Below are 26,595 nucleotides of genomic sequence, written 5' to 3'. Positions count from 1 at the left end.
TTCCGGTTGTGAGGCAGGGGCTTTCAGCATTGTGGAGCAGGGAAGGGGCAATGCCCGGTAATTCTTGCTGCACCCGAATGGGGTAAGTCTCTCTCGCAATATCTGCAGGTCGTTAGGTTTATTTCTATCGTGCGACACTAAACTTATAATGGTCGATTTGTGATTTAGACCTCTAAGTGGTCATATATTTTTATGGAGAAACACACATCCGACGCGGCGGCTCAGGCCGCTGCGCCCACGCCGCAGAGCGGCGAACGCACATTCTTTGGGCACCCTTGGGGATTGGCCAACCTCTTCGGCGTGGAAATGTGGGAGCGCTTTAGCTTCTATGGCATGCAAGCCCTTGTCTTGCTGTACATGTATTACGCCACTACCGATGGTGGCCTTGGCCTGGACCGAGCGGACGCGACGTCTATCGTGGGTGCCTACGGCGGCTTGGTCTACATGGCCTGCTTGTTGGCTTCTCTTGTTGCTGACCGTGTCTTAGGCGCAGAACGCACACTGTTTTACTCGGCTAGCATGGTGATGCTTGGCCACATTGCTTTGGCGTTTATTCCCGCAATAACTGGTTTGGCCATTGGCCTCGTTCTTATCGCCATCGGCTCCGGCGGTGTTAAGACCACCGCGCAGGTTGTGCTTGGTGCCATGTACAGTCGCGATGATCCGCGCCGCGATGGTGGCTTCTCCATCTTCTATATGGGCGTTAATATCGGCGCTCTCGTTGGTCCACTGCTCACCACTGCCCTGTGGGGCTGGCAGGGTTTCCACTGGGGCTTTGGTATCGCAGCAATCGGCATGGCGCTCGGCCTGATTCAATATTCGCTCATGCGCAAGACCACTATCAAAGACGCGGGGCATGAGGTTCCAAACCCAGCGAGCTTCAAGCAATTGCTTATGGGTGTGTTGGCAGTAGCGGCCATCATTGTGGTTATGGTTGTGGCACTGGCAACCGGCGCTATTCAGGTTGATTGGCTTTCCAATATTGTTACCGCGGTGGCACTTCTGGCTGCAGTTTATCTGTGGGTTCAGATGTATACCTCGAAGTTGGTAACCCGCGAAGAAAAGAACCGCCTGCTGGGCTTTATTCCGATGTTCATTTCCGGTGTTTTGTTCTTTGGTATCTTCCAGCAGCAGTTCACCGTTATGACGATTTACTCGGATGTGCGCTTGGACCGCCACGTATTTGGTTGGGAAATTCCTCCATCACTCGTCCAGTCCATTAATCCAGTCTTCATTGTTATTTTCTCCGCGGTCTTTGCAACGATGTGGACAAAGCTAGGGGATAGGCAGTGGTCCACCCCAGTAAAGTTTGGCGCTGCCAATATCGTCATCGGCATCTCCTTGTTTTTCTTCCTTCCTTTCTCGGGGGCGGAAGCGAACTCCACCCCGATGTATGTCATCATTTTCATTCTCTTCCTTTTCACCATGGCGGAACTCCTCCTTTCGCCGGTGGGCAATTCTCTAGCTACCAAGGTGGCGCCAGAGGCATTCCCATCCCGCATGATGGCGGTATGGATGATGGCCGTGGCAATGGGCACGTCCCTGGCTGGCTCTTTGGCTAGCTTCTACAACCCAGATGATGCAGGCGCGGAGAATACCTTCTTTATCTCCCTTGGCGTTGTATCTATCGTGTTGGGCGGTATATTGCTTGTCCTTAGCCGCTGGGTAGTAAGGAAGTTTTCTAGCTTCCGCTAAAGGGTGTTAAAAGAGCCCGAAATGGGAGGTGTGTCGATTCAAATGCGACATACCTCCCTTAGTGGTTTTTATCACTCAAGCTAAGCGGTGGGGGTAAAAGAATATAAGTATTCTAAGCAGGGCATTTCTAAGCCGGTGGAAACCCCAAAAGGCACGGTTCTATGCTGCGGTAGGTTAACTAAAGGTTAACCAAAGAAAACGTTAAAGAAAAGCAATTGTCTATGGTTCGGGGCTGGAGTATTCTGCATTTCGTCCGCGACGCGTGAAGGCGCCGTAGATACGTACCGTGTTCATCTTTTTCTTTCCAAGGGGCCAACGCTGTGACAGCGACTCTGATCATCCTCGGCATTGTGGTGGTTACCGCCCTTGCCTTTGACTTTACGAACGGATTTCATGACACTGCCAACGCGATGGCTACGTCCATTGCCACCGGTGCTTTGAAGCCATTTACTGCGGTGGCAATCTCCGCAGTCCTTAACCTGGTTGGTGCCTTCCTTTCGGTCAATGTTGCTGCGACCGTAGCGAAAGGCATTGTTAACCTCGATTCATATGATTTGTCCGGCGCCGCAGCAGACACTGACGGCCAGGCGCTGCTGATGGTGGTCTTTACTGGCCTTATCGGCGGCATTATTTGGAACCTTTTTACTTGGTTGCTGGGCATGCCATCGAGTTCTTCCCACGCGCTGTTTGGCGGCCTTATTGGTGCCGCCTTCGCCGCCATGGGTACGGCTGGCGTTGAGTGGTCTTCTATCGCTGGCAAGATCGTTATCCCGGCCGTTGCCTCGCCGATTATTGCGGCCCTAGTTTCCGCGTGTGCCACCTTCCTTATCTACTGGGTTACCAACACCATTCCGAATAAGGCTAAGAACGAGCACTTCCGCCATGGCCAGATTGTCACCGCTTGCTTGGTGTCGCTGGCACACGGTGCTGGCGATGCGCAGAAGACCATGGGCGTTATCTTCCTGGCGCTGGTTGCTTCCGGGCATGCGGTTGCTGACTCCCGCATCCCTACCTGGGTTATCGTCTGCTGTGCCGTAGCAATCGCAGCCGGCACCATGTCCGGTGGCTGGCGCGTTATCCGCACCCTGGGTAAGGGACTGGTGGAGATTGAGTCCCCGCAGGGTATGGCCGCTGAAGCTACCTCCGCGGCAATCATTTTGACCTCCGCTACCGGTGGTATGGCGCTGTCCACCACTCACGTGTCCACCGGTTCCATCTTGGGTACCGGCCTGGGACGTCGCGGTGCCGAGGTTCGCTGGGGTGTTGCGATGCGTATGGTTTCCGCGTGGCTTATCACCCTGCCCTGCGCTGCGTTTGTTGGCTTTGCTACGTGGTGGTTGGCACACGGTGTCTCCTCCTTTACTAACGTGGCAACTGGCGCCATCGTTGACTTTGTCTTGCTGCTGGCCATGGCCGGACTTATCGTCATCCGCTCCCGCATGAACCCAGTGGATGCCTCCAACGTGAACAACGATTGGGATCCAAACTCCGAGTCCGTGGATTCCTCCATGGGAGCTGAGTCCAACCGTCAGGAGCCGGTTGCTGCCGGCGCCGCCCCAGTTGCTGCAACCCAGGCGGAGGACACCTCCGCGCCGTCTACTGCTCAAGAGGAGCGCTAAACCATGACTGCTGCAGAAATCTTCCAGTCTCTTCTCCATGTTGCCGGCCTGGCATTGGTATTTGGCGCTGGCATTCCGCTCCTTTTCTCCCTGGGTATGCGTTGTATGACCGGTGACCCCATTCGTGATGACAACGGTGTTGTCGTAGGGGATACTCCGGCAAGCACTCAGATGAAGGTGCTTGGTTGGACCGTTTACGCAGTGCTAGCCGTAGTTATCCTCGTGGCCATCATGTGGATTGCTCGCGATACGCTGGACCATTACTTCGGCTTCGCGCCGTTCGGTGACCTCTAAGTTATTCCTCCCTTCCTGAGGGGGAAGTCAACCTTCCAAGTGATGCGTGGCACATTCTCCGAAAGTTAACAAAAGGTTAACTTTAAGCGACCTATGGGTTGCCTAACGGGGCTGTGTCACGTATATTCTTCTGTATCAGACAGAGAGAAAGCCACATGGAGGTGTGAGAAATGAACAAGATGCGTTCTTTGATGGACGGCATTGCTGATGCGTTCAAGGGCTCCACCACTGGTACCGGCCTGGACACCATTTCGGAAGCTCCGGTCCGTGCTTTGGTGGCAGAAACCCTGCTTGACGCTGATAAGACTCCTGCTACGACTAAAGACGTAGCAGAAGCGCTAGAAGCCGTCACCGGTCATGCACCGGATGAAGTTGAGATGCTCGACGCAGAACTCTTCCTGCTCGACTTCGACTGGCTGCAGTAAGCAGCTACTGAATGAAATCCCCACGAGGCCCCTTGCCGCATACTGTGCAGCAAGGGGCCTCGTGCTTTGCCGGACTCGGTGGACTTCGGTAAGCGCGGCTAATCGCGCGGCGGCAAGATGGCCTCCGGGGTTTCGGGCAGGAGTTGGCCGCCATCAATAATTAGGGTCTGGCCGGTAATAAAGCCTGCCTCTTCTGAGGCAAGGAAAGCCGCCGCATTGCCGATATCGCGTGGAGTGCCGAGACGATGCAATGGCACCGATCGCGTCATCTGATCGAGATACTCTTGGCCTTGGGCCTTGAGACCGTCAGTGAGGATATTGCCGGGAAGAACACTGTTGATGGTGATGCCATCGCGAGCGACTTCGAGCGCAGCTGAGCGCATAAATCCTTGTTGGGCGGATTTGAGGCGCCGTAGTGGGCCCAGCCAGGAAAGCCCGTGTGCGAGCCGGTGATGGACGTGGTAATTACGATGCGTCCATAGCGGCGTTCCTGGAGGTAGGGGAGTGCTTCCTGGACCACCTTAAAGGTGCCGTGGGTATTGATGGCAAACATGGCCTCCCACTGCTCATCGGTCATTTCTGCTAATGGGCAATTGGGAAAGACGCCGGCATTGGAACAGACGATGTCGAACCCGCCATGCGTGGCAACAACATGGCGGTACATTTCCTGTACAGAAGTACGGTCGGTGACATCCACATGAATCGCACTGGCACCTAGCTCTTTTGCGGTAGCGGTGGCGTGCTCTAGATTGACATCGGCAATGATGACAGAGGCGCCGGCCTCGCTAAGTGAAGCGGCAATGCCGCGGCCAATGCCGGAAGCACCGCCGGTGACAACGGCTACGTGGTCTGTGAGATCGAACATAATTCTCCTGTTCCTAACGGGACGGAATGAAGGTCGTTTCACCTTTTAGCTTAGGTCGCAGGAGCAAGGAAAGTCGGGGAAATTCGCCACGCGGAAGGGAATGAATGAAGGGCCTGTCGGGTTGATTTACTAAGGTAGAAATAGATGAAGATTAAGCCGCTCGGAAGGGTAGAATCATCCTTCCATTTGTGGATAGCGGTACGAAAAGCGAGTGTGAAAGAACTTAATGGCACGTATGCAAGAAAGCGCTGACCTGCTCAAGTGCTCCTTTTGTGGCAAGAGTCAGAAACAGGTGAAAAAACTCATCGCCGGCGGCGGTGTCTACATCTGTGACGAGTGCATCGAGCTATGCAATGAAATCATCGAAGAGGAACTGGGCCAAGAACAGGCGCAGGAATCCTCCGACGCGGAGGTGCGCCTGCCTCGGCCCTCGCAGATTTCTGCCTTCCTGGATAAATACGTCATTGGCCAAGACAAAGCCAAGCGCGTGCTATCTGTGGCGGTCTACAACCACTACAAGCGCATCAAGGCGGAAGAGTCTGCCGCGTTGGAAGCACGGCGCAAAAAGGCCGAGGGCGATGAGGTGGAGATCTCTAAGTCCAATATCTTGATGTTGGGACCTACTGGTTCCGGAAAGACCTACTTGGCACAGACCTTGGCCCGGCTTCTCGACGTCCCCTTTGCCATCGCCGATGCCACTAGCCTCACCGAGGCCGGCTACGTGGGTGAAGACGTGGAAAATATCCTGTTAAAGCTGCTGCAAGCCGCAGACTTTGATGTGGAGCGTGCCCAGCGCGGCATCATTTACGTCGACGAAGTGGACAAGATTTCCCGCAAGTCCGAGAATCCGTCCATCACCCGCGATGTCTCCGGTGAGGGTGTTCAGCAGGCCTTGCTGAAGATCCTGGAAGGTACCGTGGCGGCCATTCCACCGCAGGGTGGGCGCAAGCACCCGAATCAGGAGTTCATCCAGCTAGACACCTCGAATATCTTGTTCATCGTTGCCGGCGCATTCGCTGGGCTCGACCAGGTTATTGCGGATCGAGTGGGCAAAAAGGGCGTGGGCTTTGGCGCCAACTTGGATACCAAGGATGAGCGCGAAAAGGTCGACCTCTTTTCCCAGGTACGCCCTGAGGACCTTGTGAAGTTTGGCCTGATTCCAGAATTCATCGGGCGCCTGCCCGTCGTGGCCACGGTGGATAACTTGGACCGTGAATCCTTGGTCAAAGTGCTTACCGAGCCAAAGAACTCCTTGGTCAAGCAGTACAGTCGCCTATTTGAGATGGATGACTGCGAATTGGAATTCGAGCCGGCGGCGTTGGATGCCATCGCAGAGCTTGCCTTGGAGCGTAAGACAGGTGCACGTGGCCTGCGCGCCATCATGGAAGAGCTGCTGGTGCCAGTTATGTATGATCTGCCGGACCGCGAGGATATCGCCGCGGTACATATCACCCCAGAGTGCGTGACAGAGGGCGCGGAGCCGCAGTTTAGCTATAAGGACGAGGCGAAGGAATCTGCCTAAGCGCCTGCCGGCGCGACTACTCCTCGCTGTAAATATCCTGTGGTGAGGCCTCGTCTCCCTCTTTCGTATCGAACGAGGATGAGGTGAGGTAGGACTCGTGGCCCGAGTCCGGAATATTGGCGGTCAAAAACGCCAGCACAGCATCGACGGTAAGCCTATGCATACCATCGATATTTTCTTGGGTATTGAAGTTCACGCCCAGCATGTTTTCCACCATCACCTGGTTGGTTACGCGGTAGACGGTCAACGAGGAAATCAGGGTGAAAATGTCATTGGCGGAAATACCTGGGCGGAAAGCACCGGCGTCTTGGCCCAAGAGCAGCAGGCGGTCGAGGTGGAGGGCGACTCCGGCGACGTCGGCAATAGCTTGCTGAGCTGGATCCACAATCTGCTGATTGCTCTCCCATACCAGCATGCGAATAGCATCCGGGTTGGCCACGCGTTCGCGGAAGAGCCAATCCACCAACTTGCGCACGCCCTCGACCGGAACCGCGGTATCGATTTCCAGAGCGTCCTGCGGCGGATTAAGGCGCTGCGCGGCCGTGCTGAGTGCACGTAGGTACAAGCCCTTTTTATCGCCAAAGTGGTAGTGGATCATGCGCTTGGACATGCCCGATTCTTGGGCGATGGTCTCCAGCTTGGTTTCTGCGAAACCACTGCGGGAAAAGTGCTTGATCGCTACGTCCACCACGGAGTCAATGCTGACGGATTCCGCGTGGGCAGCGTGAGGAGAATCCGCCTGGCCTGCATCCTGCAGTGCATCAGTATTCTCAGTGCTCATGGCGTAAGTCCTTAATCCTTGCGGCGCAGCGGTGGCGCGGTCAACTGATATCTAATAGTGCGGGAGTAGATAGGCCCCATGCAATCTGTGTGCGTGGCGTGGGGGAGAGCCCCGCTTTTCCTTTTCCCATCATGCCCGATTAGACACCCGTTGCGGGAGCTTCTTACCCATTGGGGGCGTTAATTTGGAGGTAAATGGGGGTAATTTAGCGCAACCTCAGCGAATATCCCCTCCAAAAGAGGGGGCCAGATTCACAGCGCGAGAGGCGGCGGTGGGGCTAAGCTCGGGGATGGGTACATTCCGTGGCGGTGCGAGCAGCCTGGCTCGCGTGTGCCGCCCTTGACGCAGCCATTGAGGAGGCTTTTAACCATGACTCAGCCCGTCAAAATCACTGTCACCGGTGCCGCTGGCAATATCGCTTATTCGCTGCTGTGGCGCATCGCTGCCGGCGATGTTTATGGCAAGGACACCCCGGTAGATCTGGCGCTGCTGGAAATCCCCGCCGCGGTGGGCAAGGCTCAGGGCGTGGCCATGGAGCTCAATGACTCCGCCCTGCCGTTGGTCAACTCGATTACGGTAACTGATGACCTAAAGGAGGCCTTTGAAAACACCTCTGCTGCCTTCCTCGTAGGCGCGCGCCCGCGCAGCAAGGGTATGGAGCGTGCGGATCTGCTGGAAGCCAATGGTGCCATCTTCACCAAGCAAGGCAAGGCCATCAATGACTATGCCGCGCGCGATGTCCGCGTGCTTGTGGTGGGCAACCCAGCAAATACCAATGCTCTCATCGCTGCGAAAAATGCCCCGGATGTGGACGATTCTCAGTTCAATGCTCTGATGCGCTTGGACCACAACCGCACCTTGAGCCAGCTAGCGCTGAAAAGCAGCAAGTCCACCAATGATTTCACCAAGGTGGCAGTCTGGGGCAATCACTCTGCAAGCCAGTTCCCGGACATCACCTTTTCCAATGCCGAGGTGGACCAGGATTGGTACCGCGAAGAGATGATCCCCAAGGTAGCGAAGCGCGGTGCCGAGATTATTGAGGTGCGTGGCAGCTCCTCGGCCGCATCGGCGGCGTCGGCAGCTGTGGACCACATGCATGACTGGATTCATGGCACTGAGGATTGGCGCACCGCGGCGGTGCCCTCGGACGGTTCCTACGGCGTCGACAAGGGCCTTATCTGTGGATTCCCCACCATCTGCCGTGATGGAAAGTGGGAAATCGTGCAGGGCCTGGAGCTCAGCGAGTTCCAAAAGGAGCGCATTGCAGCGTCTGTGGCTGAGCTGCGTGAGGAGCGCGAAGCCGTAGCAGACCTGCTCTAAAACCCACTCGGTGCGCACCACATGCTCGGTGCGTACCCTGCCTAGATGAGCCGGTTGACGTGCAAGGTAGAATCGGCCAGGTGACTGAGCAAAATAATGAGCAATTAGTTGGTACCAACCGCGCTGATGCGCTGCCTAAGTCTTGGGAGCCGCAGGCCGTAGAAAAGGACCTCTATGAGGGCTGGGTAGAAAAGGGCTACTTCACCCCGGATGCACATTCGGAGGCCGAGCCTTACTCGATCGTGCTGCCGCCGCCGAATGTGACCGGTCAGCTGCATATGGGCCACGCTTTGGACCACACGCTGATTGATTCCATTATCCGACGCAAGCGTATGCAGGGCTATGCCACGCTGTGGTTGCCAGGCGCCGATCACGCCGGCATTGCTACCCAGACCAAGGTCGAGGCCAAGCTCAAGGAAACCGAGGGCAAAAAGCGCTGGGACTACGAGCGCGAAGAGTTCATTGACAAGGTCTGGGAGTGGAAAGAACAGTACGGTGGCACCATCCAGAACCAGATGCGTGCCATTGGTGACTCCGTAGATTGGTCTCGCGAGCGTTTCACCTTGGACGATGGCCTCTCGCGCGCTGTGCAGACCATTTTTAAGAACCTTTATGATGAGGGCATGATTTACCAGGCTAACCGTCTGGTCAACTGGTCGCCGGTGCTGGAGACCGCCGTCTCTGATATCGAGGTTGTCTACAAGGACGTCGAGGGCGAGCTGGTTTCCATTCGCTATGGCTCGCTTAATGATGATGAACCGCACCTCATCGTGGCCACCACCCGTGTAGAGACCATGCTGGGTGACGTTGCCATTGCCGTTCACCCAGACGATGAGCGCTATGCTGATCTTGTGGGCAAGGAGCTGCCGCACCCATTCCGCGATGACCTCAAGCTCAAGATCATCGCTGACGATTACGTCGATATGGAGTTTGGTACCGGCGCGGTGAAAATCACCCCGGCACACGATCCGAATGACTACGCGATGGGCACCCGCCACAACTTGGACATGCCTACCGTCATGGATACCACTGGCCACATTGCCAATACTGGCACCCGCTTCGACGGCCTGACCCGCGAAGAAGCCCGTGTGGAAATCCGCGAGGCGCTGCGTGAGCAGGGCCGTATTGTCAAGGAAATCCGTCCTTATGTTCACTCCGTGGGACACTCCGAGCGCTCTGGGGAACCCATCGAGCCGCGCCTGTCCCTGCAGTGGTTCGTAGACGTATCAAAGATGGCCAAGGACTCTGGTGCTGCTGTGCGCGAGGGAGATACCACCTTACATCCGCAGTCGCTGGAGCCGCGCTACTTTGAGTGGGTCGATGATATGCACGATTGGTGCATCTCTCGGCAGCTGTGGTGGGGTCACCGCATTCCTATTTGGTACGGGCCGGAAGGCGAAGATGGCCAGCGAGACATCGTCTGCGTCGGCCCCGATGAAGAGCCCCCAGCAGGCTACGAGCAGGATCCTGATGTGCTGGATACGTGGTTCTCCTCCGCGCTGTGGCCATTTTCCACCCTCGGCTGGCCGGAAAAGACCCCGGATCTGGAGAAGTTCTATCCTACCAACGTGCTGGTCACCGCCTATGACATTTTGTTCTTCTGGGTAGCCCGCATGATGATGTTCGGTACTTTCGCTGGCGCTCATACCCCAGAGCTTTTGGGGGAGGGCACCGATGGTCGACCGCAGGTTCCATTTAAGGATCTTTACCTGCACGGCTTGGTTCGCGATGAGCAGGGCCGCAAGATGTCTAAGTCTTTGGGCAACGGCATTGACCCGATGGATTGGGTGCGTGACTACGGCGCAGACGCCCTGCGCTTTACCCTTGCTCGCGGTGCCAACCCGGGTGTGGACCTGCCTTTGGGCTCTGATGCTGCAGCGGCCGCCCGTAACTTCGCCACCAAGCTTTTCAACGCCACCAAGTTTGCCCTCATGAATGGCGCCGGCGTAGCAACGTTGCCCAACCGCGACGAGCTTAGCGACGCCGACCGGTGGATCCTCGACCGCGCCGAAGAGGTCCGCGCCAAGGTGGATGCATACCTGGATGATTACCAGTTCGCTAAGGCAAACGAGCTGCTCTACCACTTCACTTGGGACGAGCTGTGTGACTGGTACCTGGAGATTGCAAAGACCCAGATCCCGCGGGATGGTGTCAGTGAACAGGGCCGCAATACCCAGATTGTCCTGGGACGCGTCCTAGACGTTGTCCTGCGCCTGCTGCACCCAACCATGCCTTTCGTGACCGAGGTGCTTTGGAAGGCTTTGACCGGCGGCGAGTCTATCGTCGTGGCACCGTGGCCCACCGTTGCCGATACCAATGGTGGCGCTACCAAGGATGAGGTGGCCGCCCGTCGCATTGCAGACGCGGATAAGCTCATTACCGAGCTGCGCCGCTTCCGCTCTGACCAGGGTGTCAAGCCTTCTCAGAAGGTCCCGGGCCGCCTCGACTTTGCCGCTGCTGACTTGTCGAACCAGGAAGAGCTGGTGCGCAACCTGGCTAATACCACCGCTCCGGCCGAAGACTTCGATCCTTCCGCCTCCATTGAGGTACGCCTTTCCCAGGCCACCGTGGAGGTCACCCTAGATACCCACGGCGCTGTAGACGTGGAGGCTGAGCGCAAGCGCCTAGAAAAGGACTTGGCCAAAGCCAATAAGGAACTGGAGCAGACCGGCAAGAAGCTTGGCAATGAGAACTTCCTGTCCAAGGCGCCGGAAGAAGTGGTTAATAAAATTAAGCAGCGCCAGCAGATCGCTCGCGAAGAGGTTGAACGCATTACCAGCCGTTTGGAAGGCCTGAAGTAGTGGCGGAAAAGGACAAGGGCACAGAGGATTTTGAGATCGTCGATGCCCTAAAAGAAGGAACCGACGGCGGTCCGGTGGAAATCACCGAGTCCGGCCTGACGCTCAATCTGGGCATGGGCGGCGAGGATGAGTACAACGAGGCCGCCCCACAGGAGGTTTCCGCCGCGGAGCTACGCGCCCTCGCGGAGGTTGAAGAAGAACTCAATGAGCGGTGGCCCGAAACCAAGATTGAGCCTTCCCTCGATCGCATCGAGCTGCTTATGGATCTGCTCGGTCACCCGGAGCGTTCTTTTGATGTCATCCACATCGCTGGCACCAATGGTAAGTCCTCTACCGCACGCATGGTTGATTCGCTCCTGCGTGCCTTCCACCGCCGAGTGGGCTTGGTAACTAGCCCACACCTGCAGCGCGTTACTGAGCGCATCGGCATCGATGGCCAGCCCATTCACCCGCGCGATTATGTGCGTATTTGGCACGAGATCAAGCCGTTTGTGGAAATGGTCGATGCCCAATCGGACGTGCCTATGTCTAAGTTCGAGGTCCTTGTCAGCCTGTCCTATGCTGCGTTTGCCGACGCCCCCGTAGATGTCGCTGTCGTCGAAGTCGGACTCGGCGGACGTTGGGACGCCACCAATGTGGTCACTGCAGACGTCTCCGTCATCACCCCAGTGGGCATGGACCATACGGATTATTTGGGCGATACGATCACCGAAATCGCAGGTGAAAAAGCTGGCATTATTAAGCCGCGCGAGGATGCCGATGATCCGTTGACCCCGAATGAAAATATTGTGGTTATCGCGGAGCAGGACCCAGAAGCCATGCGCGTCATCTTGCAGCAGGCCGTCGATGTCGAGGCGGGCGTGGCCCGCTCCGGTTCCGAATTTGCGGCCCTCGAATCCCGCATTGCCGTTGGCGGCCAGCAGGTGAATATCCAAGGCCTCGGCGGCCTGTATGAGGACATTTTCCTTCCCCTCCATGGCGAGCACCAAGCCAAGAACGCTGCCGTGGCCCTTGCAGCGGTGGAGGCCTTCTTTGGGGCTTCGGCCGGCCACCCATTGGACGTTGCTACCGTGCGCAATGGCTTCGCCCAGGCGATTTCGCCCGGCCGCCTCGAGCGCGTACGTACCTCCCCCACGACGTTTATTGATGCCGCGCATAACCCCCACGGTGCCAAGGCTTTAGGCGCAGCGTTGGACCGCGATTTCGACTTCGCCCGCCTCATCGGTGTGTTGTCCATCTTTGCGGATAAGGACGCAACTGGCATTCTCACCGCGTTGGAGCCGTATCTGACCGAGGTAGTCATTACCCAAAACTCCTCGCCGCGGGCTCTCGACGCTTATGAATTGGCCGAGACTGCTCGCGATATTTACGGCGAGGAACGCGTCCACGTTGCCGAGGATCTTCCCGGCGCTTATGCCCAAGCCGTTGAACTTGCTGAAGACGCGGAGGTGCAATCCGGCTCTGGCATTATCATCACCGGCTCGGTCGTCACTGCCGGTGACGCCCGCGCGATGTTTGGAAAGGAACCTGCATGAGCCGCGACAATCACCACCCAGGCGGAGAGCGCCAACCCCGCCCGCCCCGCAGCAGCCGTGCCCGCGGCCGCGAGGAACATATCCCTGAAAGCGAGATCGGACCCCTAGGCATGGGCCAAGCCCCAGTCAAGGACCCACTTAAAAGCTTCAACGGGATGGTCATTGCCAGCTCCCTGACCATGGAGGCGCTCGCCCTATCCTTCGCACTGCCGATGCTGTACAAGCTGTATGACGGCACCCTGTGGACGCCTTTTAACTATTGCTTTGTCCTTGCCGCCATTGTCTTTCACCTAGTGATGATCGCGTTCATGAATAAGAAGTGGGCGCTAACCGTCATCGTGTGGGTGCAGCTGCTGTGCGTCATCTTGGGCTTTATGGTCCACTGGGCCGTAGCCGCCATCTTCATCATCTTCGGCTTGGAGTGGCTCCTGGCCGTTTACCTGCGCAGTAACCTCATCGCCCGCATGAAGCGTGGCTACCTCACCACGCAGCACCTCAACGAGAAATAGCACGGTAGCCTTGACGGCCTTCGGCGAGTGGCCAAGACGCGATAGACTGGCGGCCATGCGCACTCTCTATCTCGTCCTTGCCGCACTCGCTTGTGTTGCCGCGGTGGTAGCCCGTGCCGCTACGGGAACGCCGTGGCTGCCGCTAGTCGCCCTCCTTATTGGCGGCGTTTTTCTGGTTTTGGCCCTGCGGAGCAACTTCGAACCGGCCAAAGAAGCCACCTTCGAGGATTTGGATAAGGAACAGCGAGCGGAGCTGCAACGCCTGTTGGCTAATGGACAGTTTGGCGCCGCAGTAGGCCAGGTACGCCTGTGGTTCAGGGGGACTTCGCAGGGGCGCGCCGAAGAGATAGTTAAACAACTCGCATAGCCCTGGACCCCACACTTTTACCCCAAAGGAATACCCCAGCGCGCGACGCAGTCGGGTGGTTTCGGTACAGTGTGGGGCATGACTGAACGTACACTGATTCTCATCAAGCCGGACGGCGTAAAGAACGGCCACGTAGGCGAAATCATCTCCCGAATCGAGCGCAAGGGCCTGAAGCTGGCCGAACTCGATCTGCGCGTTGCTGACCGCGAGACCGCGGAGAAGCACTACGAGGAGCACAAGGATAAGCCATTCTTCGGTGACCTCGTCGAGTTCATCACCTCCGCACCGCTTATCGCTGGTGTTGTCGAGGGCGAGCGTGCCATCGAGGCATGGCGTCAGCTGGCCGGTGGCACCGACCCAGTTTCCAAGGCCACCCCGGGCACCATCCGCGGCGACTTCGCTCTGACCGTTGGCGAGAACATCGTGCACGGCTCTGACTCCCCAGAGTCCGCAGAGCGCGAAATCGCTATCTGGTTCCCGAACCTTTAAAGCCTTTATAGCGTTTCGTACGCACTTAAGCCCGAGCCACCGGCTCGGGCTTTATTCATAGCGTCACCTGGTCCCTCGTTATATGGGCAGCGAGCAGGAGCACAACACGCCTACACTGGTGCGGCTAAGAACTATTTTCAACAAGACGTAGGGAGGCGCATATGCGCGGCTACGCGGTCGTAGACATTGAGACCACCGGATTTTCCTATAAGCACGGGCACCGCATCGTTGAAATTGGCGTCGTGGAGCTATCGCCGGAAGGAGCAGTGCAGGATTCCTGGGAAACGCTCATTAACCCGCAACGCCATATCGCGGCCACGGAAATTCATGGCATTTCCGCCTCTGATGTTCTAGGCGCGCCCACCTTTGCGCAAGTAGCGGACAAGCTGGCTAATTCTCTCGAAGACCGCATATTCGTTGCTCACAATGCGGGATTCGATCGGACCTTTATTCAGTCCGAGCTGCTGGCTTGTCGCGCCTGTTCTGAAGAGGCGTTGCCGGCGATCGATACGGCCGTATTGGCACGCAGGTATCTTGGTCTTCCCAAGGTGAAGCTGGGGGATTGCTGCGCCCATCTGGGAATTCATAATGAGTTGGCACACTCCGCATTGGCGGATGCGATGGCCACGGCGCAACTATTCCAGCATTTCCTGGCCAATACCCCGGCAGCCCAAGAGAACTATATGAGTGAGCGCTTGGCTGAGCAACAGCTGTATCGCAGCCTGGCACCCCACCCGGGTTGGGTGGAGCCGGCACTTCTCAGCCGCGCAGCTGCGGAATCCGCCAAGCAAGCGGCACAGTACGGCGGCTGGTTCGCCGGGCTCGTCGCACAACGTGAGACGCCATCGAATACGGCTGCGGAAGACTATTTCAAGCTTCTCGATGCCGCCTTGCTCGACCGCCGCCTCTCTGCCACCGAGCAAACCCAATTGCTGGCCTTTGCTCAAGCACATGGGCTCGATGAACATGGTCTGCGCGAGCTGCATGAAGCCTATATCACGCTGCTGATTGAAGAAGCCTGGGCTGATGGTGTTGTCACGGCTGAGGAACGCGACATCCTGGCTTCTGTCGGCCGCGCCTTGGGGATCCCGGCTTCTGATATCGAGGCTGCCGTAGACCCCGACACCGCTCCACAGGCAGAAGGTCGGCATGGTGCCCCTAGTGAAGAGGCGCCGCAAGGTTCTGAAAAGGCCGGCAGTATTGGCGGACTCGCCAGCATGGGCGGCATTGTGGTGAGCGCTGGCGAGCGAGTAACCATTACCGGAGCTAAGGCCTACTCGACTGCGGAATGGGAAGAGTATTTTGCCGCGCACGGCGTGGAGATTGGCGGCCTAGCCAAAAAGACCAAGGTGCTCATCGCCGGTGACCCGGACTCGCAATCGGGCAAAGCCAAGAAAGCGAAGCAGTATGGCATTCCCATCGTTGCGGAAGACGTCGCCCGTGAGGTCATTCACTTCGCAGACTAGGACTGGAGCTCTCCTAATCGAAGGAGAGTAATTGGCGCAGCGTGCTGAAGGCTTCCTTTTGCACTCGATGGGTAACGGTACGGCCCGATTGCCGCTTGATTAAAAGGCCGGATTCCCTCAACTTGCCGAGGTGATGAGATACCGTCGGTTGGCTAAGCCCGGAGAGCTCGGTCAACTGCGTCACACTCATCGGGCCGCAGCCCTCATCACACAATATGGACAGCAGGCGAAGCCGGGCTGGGTCAGCAAGTACTTTAAATTGCTGGGAAAAGCGCAAGGAATCGCTCTGGCTGAGCGGGCCACTGCTCAGGGAGCAGCACTGCCCGTCGGGGGTGTTATCAGCATTGCTAGGGGAGGAGTCCATGCACACAGTATAAGGAGGCTGCTTCATAAGGAGGCTGCTTCCTACTCCGTTATATTGACGAGTATCAATATGGGTGATTAAAGTACTGCCTTGAAATGTGAATTCCTCGTCGCGCAAGGAGAGCTATGGCCATTCCGCAAAGCCCAAAATTGTCATTTCTCGATAGATTCCTGCCCGTCTGGATCATCATGGCCATGGCTGTGGGGCTATTGATCGGCCACTTCCTGCCAGGTATTGGAGAAGCACTATCTGCCCTAGAGGTAGGCGGTATTTCTCTTCCGATTGCACTGGGTCTGCTAGTCATGATGTATCCGCCCCTGGCTAAGGTCCGCTACGAAAAGACCCGAGACATTGCTGCCGACGGCCGATTGATGGTGGTATCGATTGTGTTGAACTGGCTGGTGGGGCCTGCATTGATGTTCACCCTGGCGTGGATATTTCTTGCCGACCAGCCCGAGCTGCGAACCGGCCTGATTATTGTTGGGTTAGCCCGCTGTATCGCAATGGTCCTAGTGTGGTCCGATCTCTCCTGCGCCGACCGCGAGGCCACCGCTGTTCTCGTGGCTATTAATTCCGTTTTCCAAGTAGCTATGTTTGGCGTTATGGGCTGGTTTTACCTGCAGGTTCTTCCTGGTTGGCTAGGCCTGGATACCACCTCTGCTGATTTTTCTTTCTGGTCCATCGTCACGGCGGTTCTCGTATTTTTGGGAGTGCCACTGCTGCTTGGTGTCCTCTCACGGGTCTGGGGTGAGAAAGCCAAAGGCCGCGAATGGTTTGAAAACCGCTTCCTTCCGGCAGTATCTCCCTTGGCGATGATCGGCTTGCTATATACCATTGTGTTGCTATTCTCCCTCCAGGGAGAACAGTTGGTAGCGCAGCCCACGGCGGTGATCAAGGTTGCGATTCCGTTGGTCATTTACTTCGTTGGAATGTTTTTCCTAGCTTTGGGTGTGGCAAAGGTCGTGGGAATGAACTACGCGCAATCCGCTTCCGTTGCGTTTACCGCAGCTGGTAATAATTTCGAACTAGCCATCGCGGTTTCCATTGGCACTTTTGGAGCGGCGTCTGCACAGGCGCTCGCCGGCACCATCGGACCTCTCATTGAGATTCCCGTGCTCGTGGGACTCGTGTACGTCATGCTCTGGATAGGGCCGAAGCTATTTCCAGGAGACGAAAGCTTGCCGCGTTAACGCTTGCCCAATTGGTAGAGGCAACGAACCCCGGTCGGTGTGACGGTGTTTTTCCAGTCCTTGGGCGCAGAGCGCAGGGCGATGCGGTCAAGTTTCACTAGGCCCGCCTGTGCCAATTCATCAAGGTTCTCGCATACTAGGTCGAGATCGACCTGCATGAATGTGGACAGGGCCTTAGCGGAGACCGTATTTCCCTGCACCGCGCCGGCGGCTATGAGGGCGGTGAGGGTGTCCACGTGGGCGTCGGCAAGCTCTAGGCGAGCCTCGGTTACTCCTTCGAGCGGATCTTTTTCCAGGATCTTATTGATGCGCCGCCGGCCAATCCGAAAGGATTGAGAAAACATTGCCCACAGCCCCAAAGGCAAGCCGCACGCCCACCACGCCCCTGACAGGACACCGGCAATGGGCGGGGCAAGTTCTACCTCCGGCACTAGCCCGGCTGCACTTAGTGGAGCCATGGCCAGCGGCGCGGCGATGGGGATAAGCGGGGCGATATAGGCAATGGTGGGATAGTCGCCCTCGCGATACTCCTCCCGCGCGGCGTTGATGCCGCGTGGGTAGTTGCGGATGAGGTGCACTAACCCCAGCACCGCACAGATGGCAAAAATACCGGCTCCTACCAGCATATAATCCACGCCGGTGTTGGCGAATCCAATGGCAAAGCCGGCCGGTACGCCGAAGTAAAGCGCCGAGCGTACAGGGATTTCATTGCGCTGCCGATACTGCGCCAGCTCGCGGGCGGGGATTCGTGCTAGTTCTGCCACCCTGTCAACATAACACCGCCTGCCAGCCTGGCTGCGTTTCTGTGACACAATGGTAATTAGCGCGTACGAGACGCGTAATAACTTAATACCCACAAACTTTTATAGCGCGCAGAATGCCTCGCGCGGCGGCGGTACAGTCCATGGCTGTGCCTGCGCCCGAGGTAGCGCCTGAAACAGACGAAGTACAGGAGTAAGCCCGAACATGGTGGCACAGAACTCTCAAGAAACAACTGAAAACCTCAAGGCGGCGGCGTCTTTGGCCCAGAACTTGGATCGTGGCCAGCTCAAAGACAAGGTCCGCGTTTATGCCCTTGCCAAGCAGCTGGGGCTTGCCTCGCGCGATCTGGTGGCGCAGCTGAAAGAGATGGGGCTAAAAAAGAGCGCGCAAAGCTCCCTTACCCGTGAGGAAGCAGGCCAGGTGCTCGATGCTGTGGCTCAAGCCGCGGCGCTTGGCGATGCCCCCTCTGGCGATACCAGCGAAGCCTCCACCGCCGCACCGGACACGGAGTCCGCAGACAATGCTGCTGTACCGCAGGAAGATAATTCAGGCAAGCAACCCGAGAAGAAGCCGGCGAAGAAGCGCGCCAAGCGCGCACGCAAGGCCACTCGCAAATCCGCAGCCCCAGTGTCCGAAGACTCGGCCGAGACCGACGCAGCGGGGGTGCAGCCCGCGGAAGACGAAGAACGCTTGCGCCACCGCGTGCGCAAGAACGTGGATAATGAGATCTCCCAAATCGAAGACAAGGTAGAAGAGTCACTCGCCAAGGCCGCAGCCGATACCGACTCAGCTGCCGAAGACGCCGCAGCGGCGGAATCCGCGGATGAGGTGGAAGAAGCGCCGGCGAGTGCACTCGATAACGGCACAGTTGATGCGGCGAAGCTGCACGAAGCGCTTGTGGAGGCCGGCGAGGATTTCGAGGATGACTACTACGCCCCGCACATTGTCCCGCGCGCTGAATCTGAGGAAGAATCCGGGCACTATGACTTTGCGCCGATCTTTATGGCCCCACAGCAAGATGATGCAGCGGCCTTCGCACTAGTTGCAGACGCTGCGGAGGAAGATTTCTCCGGCGATGACTCCGAAAGCGACGATGTTGCCGAGGAAGTGAGTGAGCAGCCGGGCTCCGGCCGTGGTTCTGGTAAATCCGAGGCTCGTCGTCGAGGTCGCCGCGGCGCCTCCCGCGGACGCGGCGCTAGCTCGAACCGTGAGGATCAGGCTACCGAGCCCGAATACATTGACGAACCGAAGGCCATCCGTGGCTCCACGCGCATCGAGGCCCAAAAGCGCCGCCGCGCGGAACTGCGCGCAAAGGGCCGCACCCGCCAGCACATTGTTTCCCAGGCAGAGTTTCTTGCCCGCCGCGAAGCCGTGGAGCGCACCATGGTGGTGCGCGATAAGGAGCGCGAGGATGGTGCCGGAATCATCACGCAGGTGGGCGTGCTAGAAGATGACCTGCTGGTCGAGCACTTCGTTACCACCGAGTCCCAGGCTTCGCTGATTGGCAATATTTACCTTGGACGCGTCCAAAACGTCCTGCCGTCGATGGAGGCGGCCTTCGTAGATATCGGACAGGGCCGAAATGGCGTGCTCTACGCCGGTGAAATCGATTGGCGCAAGACCAAGCTGCATGGGCGCGCCCGCAAGGTAGAAAATGCTCTGAAGTCCGGCGATCAGGTATTGGTTCAGGTGGCCAAGGACCCAATTGGTCACAAGGGCGCGCGCCTGACCACCCAGATTTCCCTTGCCGGCCGCTACCTGGTCTATGTGCCAGGCGGCCGCAGCGCGGGCATTTCCCGCAAGTTGCCCGCCCCAGAGCGCAAGCGCTTGAAGGATATCCTGGGCCGCGTGGTGCCGGGCGATGGGGGAGCGATTATCCGCACCGCTGCCGAAAATGTCTCGGAAGAGGCGATCGCTACCGACGTCAACCGCCTGCACAGCCGGTGGGAGGACATCATCGCCCACGCCAAGAAAGAAAAGTCCTCCAAGGGCGCCAAGCCGGTGACCATGTACGAAGAGCCAAATATGCTCATCAAGGTGGTCCGCGATCTCTTCAACGAAGACTTCACCGAGCTCATCGTTGATGGCAAGCGTTCGTTCAATACCGTCCGCGCCTACGTCGATTCCATGGCGCCGGACCTTGCGGATCGCGTGGTGCGCTTTCGCGCCAAGGACCACGGCGGGCAGGATGCCTTCGAGGTCCACCGCATTGACGAGCAGCTGCATAAGGCCCTCTCGCGCAAGGTATGGCTGCCATCCGGCGGCACGCTGGTCATTGACCGCACCGAAGCCATGACCGTCATCGACGTCAATACCGGCAAGTTCACCGGTTCTGGTGGCAACCTAGAGGAAACGGTAACCCGCAATAACCTCGAGGCAGCCGAAGAAATCGTGCGCCAGATGCGCCTGCGCGATTTGGGCGGCATGATTGTGGTGGACTTTATCGATATGGTCCTGCCAGAAAACCAGGACTTGGTCCTGCGCCGCTTGAAGGAGGCCTTGGGCCGTGACCGCACCCGCCACCAGGTTTCTGAGGTTACCTCTCTGGGCTTGGTGCAGATGACCCGTAAGCGCCTGGGCACCGGGCTGGTGGAGACCTTCTCTACCGAGTGCGAGTGCTGCCATGGCCGCGGGATCATTATTCACCAGTACCCGGTGGACGAGGCTGAGGACGATTCGCGCGCGAAGCACTCTGGGCGCAAGTCCAAGTCGCACAAAAAGCAGACTCATGATCCGCAGCAGCACCCGGCGGCGGTGGCGATGCATAAGCACGAGCTTGATGACGCCCCTGAAAGCGATTCCAAGCCCAAACGCTTTAAGAAGACCCAGGCGCCGGTCTACGGCATCGAGAGCGAAGACGCCGCACGGGAATCCGCAAAGACGTCGCTGGAGGAGCTCGTAGCTAACGTCGTTGTGGATGAGCGCGGTGCGGACGAGCCGCACGCTGATCAGAACACGCACAGCGGAGACCGAGACAGCGCTAAGGAGCGCGGACGCGGCCGTGGGCGCCGACGGGCTCGCAAGCACACCCAGACTGAAGTATCCGATATCGAGGCCATCGCATACGCTGCGGCGGACAATGCTGCGGAGAGCGACGAGGTGCAGGAATTTAATTCCTACGTCCCCGATGCGGATACGGACGCGGACTCGGGTGCCGTCGCTAAGGCCCACCCAGATGCTGGGGAGGGCTCCAAACGCGGCAAGAAGCCGCGCCGGGCGACCCGCCGCTCTAAGGCCACACGCGCTGGCACAGGCAGCAAGCAGAAAGCCACGAAGTCTGCAGCAGGCAAGACCTATGAAGAGGCTGTGGCCGAGTTCGAGGCTTCCCCGCGCCGCAAGCGCCGCACACGCGGCAATTCGCGTTCTGATAGGCGTCCACAGCCGCAGGAATTTGCCGTCGCCGGTGAACAGGAATCTGCCGTACACAAGGCCGATCAGGCGGTACCCGCATCCGATGGCGGTAACGCAAGCGAGGCCGCAGCACAAAAGGGGCAGAAGGACTCGCGCGGGGAGCGAAAGGGCCGCCGGCGTGGTCGCCGTCGCACGGTGCGCACCCAGCAAGCCCAAAGCCGTGTTTCTTCGCGCCTGCCACACGAGGTAAAGGAGAAGACGCAGGAGCACGAGCAGGCGGGTGGCTCGGCCGAGCAGCGACATGAAAAGGCCGTTGGCACCACGCGTGCGGCGCGCACCGGTGGCAAGGGTCGCGGGCGTCGCCGTGCCGTGCGTCAGGCTGCCCCTAAGAAAGCCGTAGCAGAGAACCCGAAGGCAATGAAGTCCGAGTCGGGCCGTTCTACGCGACAGGAAGGCTCGCCGGAGCGCACCGGTTCTGGGAACCGGGCGGGCTCGAGCGATTCCAAGGTCTTGCGCCGTGGCAAGAAGAGGGCGGTGCGCAAAAAGGGGACGTCGGCAAGAGCGAGGGCCCCAAAGGCACAGGATAACGGTGCCCAGAAGCAGTCTGCGGCGAGCGGAGTCCACCCAGAAAAAGCCTCAGCTAAATCTGGGCGCGGGCGGCGCCGTGTAGCACGGCGAAGCAAGTCTTAGGGCTACGCCACGCGGGCACGAAAAGCGTGGTTTGTATTTTGTGCCCGCTACGGGGTAGTCTTTGACAGTCGCTGTTTAGTACTCACAGCGCTGGATCAGTCCGACACTCACTCAGTGAGTTGTGCGGGCATGTTCGCGCGGGAACTAAACGCAATATGTAAGTGTCCATTCGGAACGCGGCCTCCCCGGTTGCTTCCGAGCGAGTTTAGATAAGGGGTAACCCTCTATGTACGCGATCGTCAAGACCGGCGGCAAGCAGTACAAGGTTGCTGAAGGTGACCTCGTCAAGGTCGAGAAGATCGAGGGTGAGCCAGGCTCTGCCGTAGCTCTCACCCCGGTTCTGCTCGTCGATGGCGCCGATGTTAAGTCCAAGGCTTCCGACTTGGAGAAGGTTTCTGTTTCCGCAGAAATCGTTGAGCAGGGTAAGGGCCCGAAGGTCGATATCCTGAAGTACAAGAACAAGACTGGTTACAAGAAGCGTCAGGGCCACCGTCAGCCTGTGACCACCTTGAAGATTACCGGTATCAAGTAAGCCTTAACCGGCTGTAATTATCCCTGAAGGAGGGAAAACCACATGGCACACAAGAAGGGTGCTTCCAGCTCCAGCAACGGTCGCGATTCCGAGTCTAAGCGTCTCGGCGTCAAGCGCTTCGGTGGTCAGCAGGTTAATGCCGGCGAGATCATCGTGCGTCAGCGCGGTACCAAGTTCCACCCAGGTGAGAACGTAGGCCGCGGCGGCGACGATACCCTGTTCGCGCTTGCAGCTGGCTCCGTTGAGTTCGGTATCAAGCGTGGCCGTCGTATGGTCAACATCGTTCCGGCTGAAGAGGTTGCTGCAGAAGCGACTGCTTAACTTCAGTCCGATTAGGCTAATCCTCGAGTCCGTCCCACAGCAGTGTGAAGGGCTTGGGGATTTTCTGTTGTAAAAGGGCTCTCGGATTCTGTTTCTCGGGGAACACCTGTTGTCGGTGGGGTTATTGTGTGGAGTCGAATTGGGTCCAGTTTCTCCTATTATGTCGCCGTTTGCAGCGTTGATCAGGTTGGTGGTTCATTCTGAGTGGCTGCTGGTGTGGATGGTTTAGCAAAGTCTGTGGCTTATCGGCCTGCTGGTGAGTTGGACTTGCCGCGCAATCATCGCAGGCGTACTAGCTGTGTGACAGTCAGGCGATAGCCTGATTGCGGCTTGAAGGTGTGACACCGATTCATTTTGCGAGTCCGCTTTCTATAAGCTCTAGTCCGGTTTATGGGACTGGTAATGAGCTTGGGTTGTGGAAGCGCAATGCGCATGCTCGCGAAGATGTGTAACTACGCGCCGGTGTGGTTATATGCAACTGTGTGAATGTGTAGGTCTCAAAGATGTAGCTTTAGCTTGTGGAATTCATCCGCGTGATGTTGCTGATATGACCAGGCGTTATTAAAATTTCCACTGGGCATGTGCTTTTGTCCCGGCTGGCCCGGATTTGGCGCTGTATAACAAGCTTATGTAGGTAATCCCGTATGTCGTTGGCCGCCAAGCAGCCCCAGGCCTGGCTATTCCACAAGAGCGAATTGATAGGCATATTTCTTCGCGTTATCTATCGGTAGAAAGCGTGAGCTCATCTTTGATCTTGACCGGCAGGGTAAAAGCGTGTGTGAGACTGCTCGGCGTTTTCAGTACTCTGCTAGCACTATCAGCAAGAAGCTTTAGCGTAACCGGGACGAGTTTGGGGTGTATCTTCCCACATATGCGCACCGTAAATCGGCGTCGAGTACGTTTACGCCGGAAGCGCAGGATTGATGCCAATCCACGTTTGCGTGAGACGGTCTGGGCGATGGTGAAAGATAGGTACTCGCCGCAGCAGATGTGCGGGTGGTTGCGTAGTTGCTATCCCGGTGATGAGGCTACGTACGTGTGTCCTGAAAGGATCTATCAACCTTTGTTTTCTCAGGCTAAATACGAGTCGAAAAAGAAGTCGCTGCTGCACTACGTCGAGATCACGCGCAACGTCGACCTCGTGGCACGCGAAGCGCGCCCGCAAGCGGTATGTCGATCCTACGGTCATGATTTCCGACTGGGCGGTACCAAGTCTTTGTGTAGCTGATCTCATCCTAGGTGTTGATAACCAGTCTGCAAATGGGCGCTCAAGTAGAGCGAACCATACGCTATGTAGTGCCTCCGAAGTAAACAAAGGGTTTACTAAAACAATTGCTATCTTGAGTTCAGAAGATTATTGCACCACCTTGTTGTAGGACAGCGTTGTTGTAGCTGGGGTAGCTCGTTCCCTTTGACGTCTGAGTCAGATGGTAGCGGTCTGAAGGAGGTTAGCAAGAGAGACTTGCGGTATATGTGGCCGCTAGATCTCGTAACATACTCTTATATTTCTGTGTAGGCTGTTGGCATATAAGTAGGATCTTAACGGGGAGCGATGCTCATGACGTGCAGTGCATGGTAGGTATGGAGCAGCTGCCGTGTAGGTGGCGCCAATGCAGACTTGGTGAAGGATGTGGTCTACACCTGACGGGTTGTAGGCCAGCAGATGGGATCAAATAAAAATATCCCTACGTATAGTGTGTCGCAAGGGAAACCCTTGTTGTCTTAAGGGATCTCCACTGATTTCTGTAGAGAGCGGTCGCTCAGTTGGGGATTTGCGGCACGTCAGAAAGGATAAAAAGCTGATTTGCCAACGTGTAAAAGGCCCGCAGGAACATAATCGGAAGAGAAGCTATTAAGAAGAGCCAACTGTTCAGTGGAATAAAGCGTACAGATTAACCCCCTATAAAGGGGGTTATTAGGGGTGCCTGGGCGCTAGGTAAAAATAAAGACTTTTAAATTAGAACGCGGATAGTTAACCTACGCGTTTATCTCATTTAACCTATCCTTCAATTTAATTGAAAGGCGGGCTACATAATCGCTGTTGAATTCCCAAAAGATGAGTATAGGCTTAACTGAGGCTGGGTTAGAATTATGATTTCCTAGTTGAAAGGGGGTGCAATTAGTTTGTAGAGCAGAATTTCTGTTGCGGAATTGTCACCTTATGGCAGAATACCTTTAGTGGGACGTGAGAGCGGTCCTGCAATCGAACCCTATCTGGGCTGAAAGTTCGCCAGAGGATACCGAGGAGTATGAGTATGAACTTTGACCTGTCGACCATCCAGGATTACCTATCCACCATCCAGCTTCACTTGGACAACTTCGTCAACACCCAAGAAGGTTGGTACAAGATTCTGTCCGGCGTGACCGAGATCTTCTCTGGCAAGAATCTTGAAAATGCTGTTGATGTGATCAACCCGCTGTCCGAGTCCGAATAAAATAATTCAAGTATCCTAATTCCTGAAGGAGTCAAAATGTCCGAGCTATCCAGCGTTGTGTCCGAGCTATCCAGCGTTTCCAATACAGTCGTAGAGGTTGTTAAGGCTATTGTTGAGCCGTTTGTAAATATTGCTGACGGCGCTTCCCAGCTCATTGGTATGTTCGTTTAAGAACCTGCCAAAGTAGACCGCAGGTGTCAAAAGGATACTTGGTCTACTGCGTATTTACCCCATTTGCCTGACTAGCAATGTTGCTTAGGGCAAGTGGGGTAAATTTTTCGGTACTGAAGTGGCCCGAGTTTTGTTCCTGGCTTTTGCCTTGGGGTTTTATTATTTCCTGTGGTGGGTTCTGGTTTGGATAATTCGGTTTCCGTCTCGGCTGGGTCTGGGTGTCTTAAATTTTTCGTGGAGCTTGGTTTTGTTCCATCACGACACCATTTGGGTTTTGGAGGTTCCGCATCGGCAGCATTATCACATACTGTGAGTATGGATGAGTTCATGGTTGTAGGAACCATTAAAATTTTTCGGCTAGAGCATTGTCGTAAGAGTTCCCGACAGTTCCGGTGGAAGGAGTGATTCCTTGCCGGGGAAGCTGTTTGTTGTGGACAACGTAGTCTTACAGCAAGCCGGGGTAGGAATGGTGCACCGAACCTGTTTTTCTTTGGCGGATAAGATCACTGGGTTGAAAGCATGCAGCGGCAATGCTTCGGTGCGCATGGATTTTGATTACGACGATCCGGCAATGTGTTGAGTAAACGTATAAGTGACAATCGCGGTGTACACAAAGCCTTTCTTTGTGCGCGCGGTTGTTATGTCGGTCATCCACAGTTTGTAGGGGCATTGGGGTTTAAACTCATGGTTGGCTAGGTTTGGCGCAAATTTGGCGCGTTGGGCTTGCGCGTTGTTATAGGTGAGCGTCCTTTGCCTTGCCAGAATTGTCGGCCAAGCGCATCAGCCGGGAGGTTTGTTCACGCTCGAGTATGCCCCGCTGGTCTAAAGCTCGGCGGAAACACCGATTTCCTTAGCCACATAAGATACCGGGCGCTCTTACTCGAATACTAGGTTCGTGGCTTTGCGCCGATATTCCGGCGTGTACTTCTTGCGCTGTTAGCTCACAATGATCATTTTCTCCTACGGGCACAAAATCCGTACGAATAGGGTCCACTAAACGAGTGGTAATCTCATAGGGATATCAATGTGGCTGGGCTGTAGTTACTGTCCGCTGTCTTTGTACGGCTCGTTGCGGTAATTGTCGGTTTCGG

Annotated in this window: 22 protein-coding genes and 1 pseudogene; 19 read left to right on the top strand and 4 right to left on the bottom strand. The window is 56.8% G+C overall.

The features are described from left to right. Positions 1–192 precede the first annotated feature (192 nt). The 4 genes from MHK04_RS03815 (at position 193) to MHK04_RS03800 (ending at position 4,033) form a co-directional block, all read left to right on the top strand. Positions 193–1,695: a peptide MFS transporter gene (locus MHK04_RS03815; RefSeq protein WP_239207922.1), complete on the top strand. Its 1,503-nt coding sequence runs from the start codon at positions 193–195 to the stop codon at positions 1,693–1,695. A gap of 320 nt (positions 1,696–2,015) precedes the next feature. Continuing rightward, entirely contained in the window at positions 2,016–3,314 is a 1,299-nt protein-coding gene (locus MHK04_RS03810; protein WP_239207921.1) for an inorganic phosphate transporter, read from the top strand. Positions 3,315–3,317: 3 nt separating this feature from the next. After that, on the top strand, positions 3,318–3,608 hold the full coding sequence (locus MHK04_RS03805; protein WP_023020922.1) for a hypothetical protein: 291 nt from the start codon (positions 3,318–3,320) through the stop codon (positions 3,606–3,608). Positions 3,609–3,778: 170 nt separating this feature from the next. Beyond that, complete coding sequence (locus MHK04_RS03800) at positions 3,779–4,033, top strand: hypothetical protein (RefSeq protein ID WP_023020923.1); 255 nt, start codon at positions 3,779–3,781, stop codon at positions 4,031–4,033. 98 nt (positions 4,034–4,131) lie between these two features. Here MHK04_RS03800 and fabG read toward each other — a convergent pair. Next, positions 4,132–4,898, bottom strand: a pseudogene (gene fabG / locus MHK04_RS03795) (3-oxoacyl-ACP reductase FabG). A 226-nt stretch (positions 4,899–5,124) separates the two neighbouring features. On the opposite strand from fabG, the gene clpX reads away from it, so the two are divergent. Further along, positions 5,125–6,420 (top strand): ATP-dependent Clp protease ATP-binding subunit ClpX, encoded by a 1,296-nt coding sequence (gene clpX, locus MHK04_RS03790; protein WP_023020925.1) that lies wholly within the window; start codon positions 5,125–5,127, stop codon positions 6,418–6,420. 16 nt (positions 6,421–6,436) lie between these two features. On the opposite strand, the gene MHK04_RS03785 is transcribed toward clpX, so the two are convergent. Then, a complete protein-coding gene (locus MHK04_RS03785; protein WP_239204995.1) occupies positions 6,437–7,201 on the bottom strand; it encodes a TetR/AcrR family transcriptional regulator in 765 nt (254 codons plus the stop codon). Positions 7,202–7,570: 369 nt separating this feature from the next. Between MHK04_RS03785 and MHK04_RS03780 the strand changes: the two genes are divergently transcribed. The 7 genes from MHK04_RS03780 to MHK04_RS03750 all read left to right on the top strand — a co-directional run bounded on the left by MHK04_RS03780 (position 7,571) and on the right by MHK04_RS03750 (position 15,688). Next, positions 7,571–8,521: a malate dehydrogenase gene (locus MHK04_RS03780; protein WP_239207920.1), complete on the top strand. Its 951-nt coding sequence runs from the start codon at positions 7,571–7,573 to the stop codon at positions 8,519–8,521. 80 nt (positions 8,522–8,601) lie between these two features. Then, positions 8,602–11,322 (top strand): valine--tRNA ligase, encoded by a 2,721-nt coding sequence (locus tag MHK04_RS03775; RefSeq protein ID WP_239204999.1) that lies wholly within the window; start codon positions 8,602–8,604, stop codon positions 11,320–11,322. Continuing rightward, positions 11,322–12,857: a bifunctional tetrahydrofolate synthase/dihydrofolate synthase gene (folC, locus tag MHK04_RS03770; RefSeq protein WP_239207919.1), complete on the top strand. Its 1,536-nt coding sequence runs from the start codon at positions 11,322–11,324 to the stop codon at positions 12,855–12,857. Before MHK04_RS03775 ends, folC begins: the two co-directional genes overlap by 1 nt. Beyond that, on the top strand, positions 12,854–13,366 hold the full coding sequence (locus MHK04_RS03765; protein ID WP_023020930.1) for a DUF4233 domain-containing protein: 513 nt from the start codon (positions 12,854–12,856) through the stop codon (positions 13,364–13,366). Before folC ends, MHK04_RS03765 begins: the two co-directional genes overlap by 4 nt. A gap of 55 nt (positions 13,367–13,421) precedes the next feature. Beyond that, the gene (locus tag MHK04_RS03760) at positions 13,422–13,733 is read left to right on the top strand and encodes a hypothetical protein (RefSeq protein ID WP_239207918.1); all 312 of its coding nucleotides are present in this window, start codon (positions 13,422–13,424) and stop codon (positions 13,731–13,733) included. A 78-nt stretch (positions 13,734–13,811) separates the two neighbouring features. After that, positions 13,812–14,222 (top strand): nucleoside-diphosphate kinase, encoded by a 411-nt coding sequence (gene ndk / locus MHK04_RS03755; RefSeq protein ID WP_005324068.1) that lies wholly within the window; start codon positions 13,812–13,814, stop codon positions 14,220–14,222. A gap of 161 nt (positions 14,223–14,383) precedes the next feature. Beyond that, positions 14,384–15,688: an exonuclease domain-containing protein gene (locus MHK04_RS03750; RefSeq protein ID WP_239205003.1), complete on the top strand. Its 1,305-nt coding sequence runs from the start codon at positions 14,384–14,386 to the stop codon at positions 15,686–15,688. A 13-nt stretch (positions 15,689–15,701) separates the two neighbouring features. Here MHK04_RS03750 and MHK04_RS03745 read toward each other — a convergent pair whose 3' ends face one another. Next, entirely contained in the window at positions 15,702–16,052 is a 351-nt protein-coding gene (locus tag MHK04_RS03745; protein ID WP_239207917.1) for an ArsR/SmtB family transcription factor, read from the bottom strand. Between the two features lie 125 nt (positions 16,053–16,177). Between MHK04_RS03745 and arsB the strand changes: the two genes are divergently transcribed. After that, a complete protein-coding gene (arsB, locus tag MHK04_RS03740) occupies positions 16,178–17,242 on the top strand; it encodes an ACR3 family arsenite efflux transporter (RefSeq protein ID WP_239207916.1) in 1,065 nt (354 codons plus the stop codon). On the opposite strand, the gene MHK04_RS03735 is transcribed toward arsB, so the two are convergent. Then, on the bottom strand, positions 17,239–18,006 hold the full coding sequence (locus tag MHK04_RS03735; RefSeq protein ID WP_239207915.1) for a hypothetical protein: 768 nt from the start codon (positions 18,004–18,006) through the stop codon (positions 17,239–17,241). The two genes, arsB and MHK04_RS03735, sit on opposite strands and share 4 nt — an antisense overlap. 202 nt (positions 18,007–18,208) lie before the next feature. Here MHK04_RS03735 and MHK04_RS03730 point away from each other — a divergent pair, with 202 nt between their 5' ends. The 6 genes from MHK04_RS03730 to MHK04_RS12185 all read left to right on the top strand — a co-directional run bounded on the left by MHK04_RS03730 (position 18,209) and on the right by MHK04_RS12185 (position 25,504). Continuing rightward, the gene (locus tag MHK04_RS03730; protein WP_239207914.1) at positions 18,209–22,045 is read left to right on the top strand and encodes a translation initiation factor IF-2 N-terminal domain-containing protein; all 3,837 of its coding nucleotides are present in this window, start codon (positions 18,209–18,211) and stop codon (positions 22,043–22,045) included. A gap of 226 nt (positions 22,046–22,271) precedes the next feature. After that, entirely contained in the window at positions 22,272–22,577 is a 306-nt protein-coding gene (gene rplU / locus MHK04_RS03725) for a 50S ribosomal protein L21 (RefSeq protein WP_005324077.1), read from the top strand. A 42-nt stretch (positions 22,578–22,619) separates the two neighbouring features. Continuing rightward, a complete protein-coding gene (rpmA, locus tag MHK04_RS03720) occupies positions 22,620–22,898 on the top strand; it encodes a 50S ribosomal protein L27 (RefSeq protein WP_005324079.1) in 279 nt (92 codons plus the stop codon). 774 nt (positions 22,899–23,672) lie between these two features. After that, positions 23,673–23,732 (top strand): hypothetical protein, encoded by a 60-nt coding sequence (locus MHK04_RS12245; protein WP_232212622.1) that lies wholly within the window; start codon positions 23,673–23,675, stop codon positions 23,730–23,732. A 1,421-nt stretch (positions 23,733–25,153) separates the two neighbouring features. After that, entirely contained in the window at positions 25,154–25,333 is a 180-nt protein-coding gene (locus tag MHK04_RS03715) for a hypothetical protein (protein WP_023020937.1), read from the top strand. A gap of 36 nt (positions 25,334–25,369) precedes the next feature. Beyond that, a complete protein-coding gene (locus MHK04_RS12185; RefSeq protein ID WP_023020938.1) occupies positions 25,370–25,504 on the top strand; it encodes a hypothetical protein in 135 nt (44 codons plus the stop codon). Positions 25,505–26,595 lie beyond the last annotated feature (1,091 nt).

Source organism: Corynebacterium nasorum (assembly GCF_022345765.1).
Lineage (GTDB): Bacteria > Actinomycetota > Actinomycetes > Mycobacteriales > Mycobacteriaceae > Corynebacterium > Corynebacterium kefirresidentii.
This window is presented reverse-complemented; position numbering and strand designations above follow the sequence as displayed.

Coding starts and splice junctions, on each gene's coding strand:
- MHK04_RS03745 (WP_239207917.1), bottom strand. CDS start 16,052: ATGGACTCCTCCCCTAGCAATGCTGATAACACCCCCGACGGGCAGTGC.
- MHK04_RS03730 (WP_239207914.1), top strand. CDS start 18,209: ATGGTGGCACAGAACTCTCAAGAAACAACTGAAAACCTCAAGGCGGCG.
- MHK04_RS03805 (WP_023020922.1), top strand. CDS start 3,318: ATGACTGCTGCAGAAATCTTCCAGTCTCTTCTCCATGTTGCCGGCCTG.
- rplU (WP_005324077.1), top strand. CDS start 22,272: ATGTACGCGATCGTCAAGACCGGCGGCAAGCAGTACAAGGTTGCTGAA.
- MHK04_RS03800 (WP_023020923.1), top strand. CDS start 3,779: ATGAACAAGATGCGTTCTTTGATGGACGGCATTGCTGATGCGTTCAAG.
- clpX (WP_023020925.1), top strand. CDS start 5,125: ATGGCACGTATGCAAGAAAGCGCTGACCTGCTCAAGTGCTCCTTTTGT.
- MHK04_RS03750 (WP_239205003.1), top strand. CDS start 14,384: ATGCGCGGCTACGCGGTCGTAGACATTGAGACCACCGGATTTTCCTAT.
- MHK04_RS03765 (WP_023020930.1), top strand. CDS start 12,854: ATGAGCCGCGACAATCACCACCCAGGCGGAGAGCGCCAACCCCGCCCG.
- ndk (WP_005324068.1), top strand. CDS start 13,812: ATGACTGAACGTACACTGATTCTCATCAAGCCGGACGGCGTAAAGAAC.
- MHK04_RS03760 (WP_239207918.1), top strand. CDS start 13,422: ATGCGCACTCTCTATCTCGTCCTTGCCGCACTCGCTTGTGTTGCCGCG.
- MHK04_RS03780 (WP_239207920.1), top strand. CDS start 7,571: ATGACTCAGCCCGTCAAAATCACTGTCACCGGTGCCGCTGGCAATATC.
- MHK04_RS03785 (WP_239204995.1), bottom strand. CDS start 7,201: ATGAGCACTGAGAATACTGATGCACTGCAGGATGCAGGCCAGGCGGAT.
- rpmA (WP_005324079.1), top strand. CDS start 22,620: ATGGCACACAAGAAGGGTGCTTCCAGCTCCAGCAACGGTCGCGATTCC.
- MHK04_RS03815 (WP_239207922.1), top strand. CDS start 193: ATGGAGAAACACACATCCGACGCGGCGGCTCAGGCCGCTGCGCCCACG.
- arsB (WP_239207916.1), top strand. CDS start 16,178: ATGGCCATTCCGCAAAGCCCAAAATTGTCATTTCTCGATAGATTCCTG.
- MHK04_RS12185 (WP_023020938.1), top strand. CDS start 25,370: ATGTCCGAGCTATCCAGCGTTGTGTCCGAGCTATCCAGCGTTTCCAAT.
- MHK04_RS03715 (WP_023020937.1), top strand. CDS start 25,154: ATGAACTTTGACCTGTCGACCATCCAGGATTACCTATCCACCATCCAG.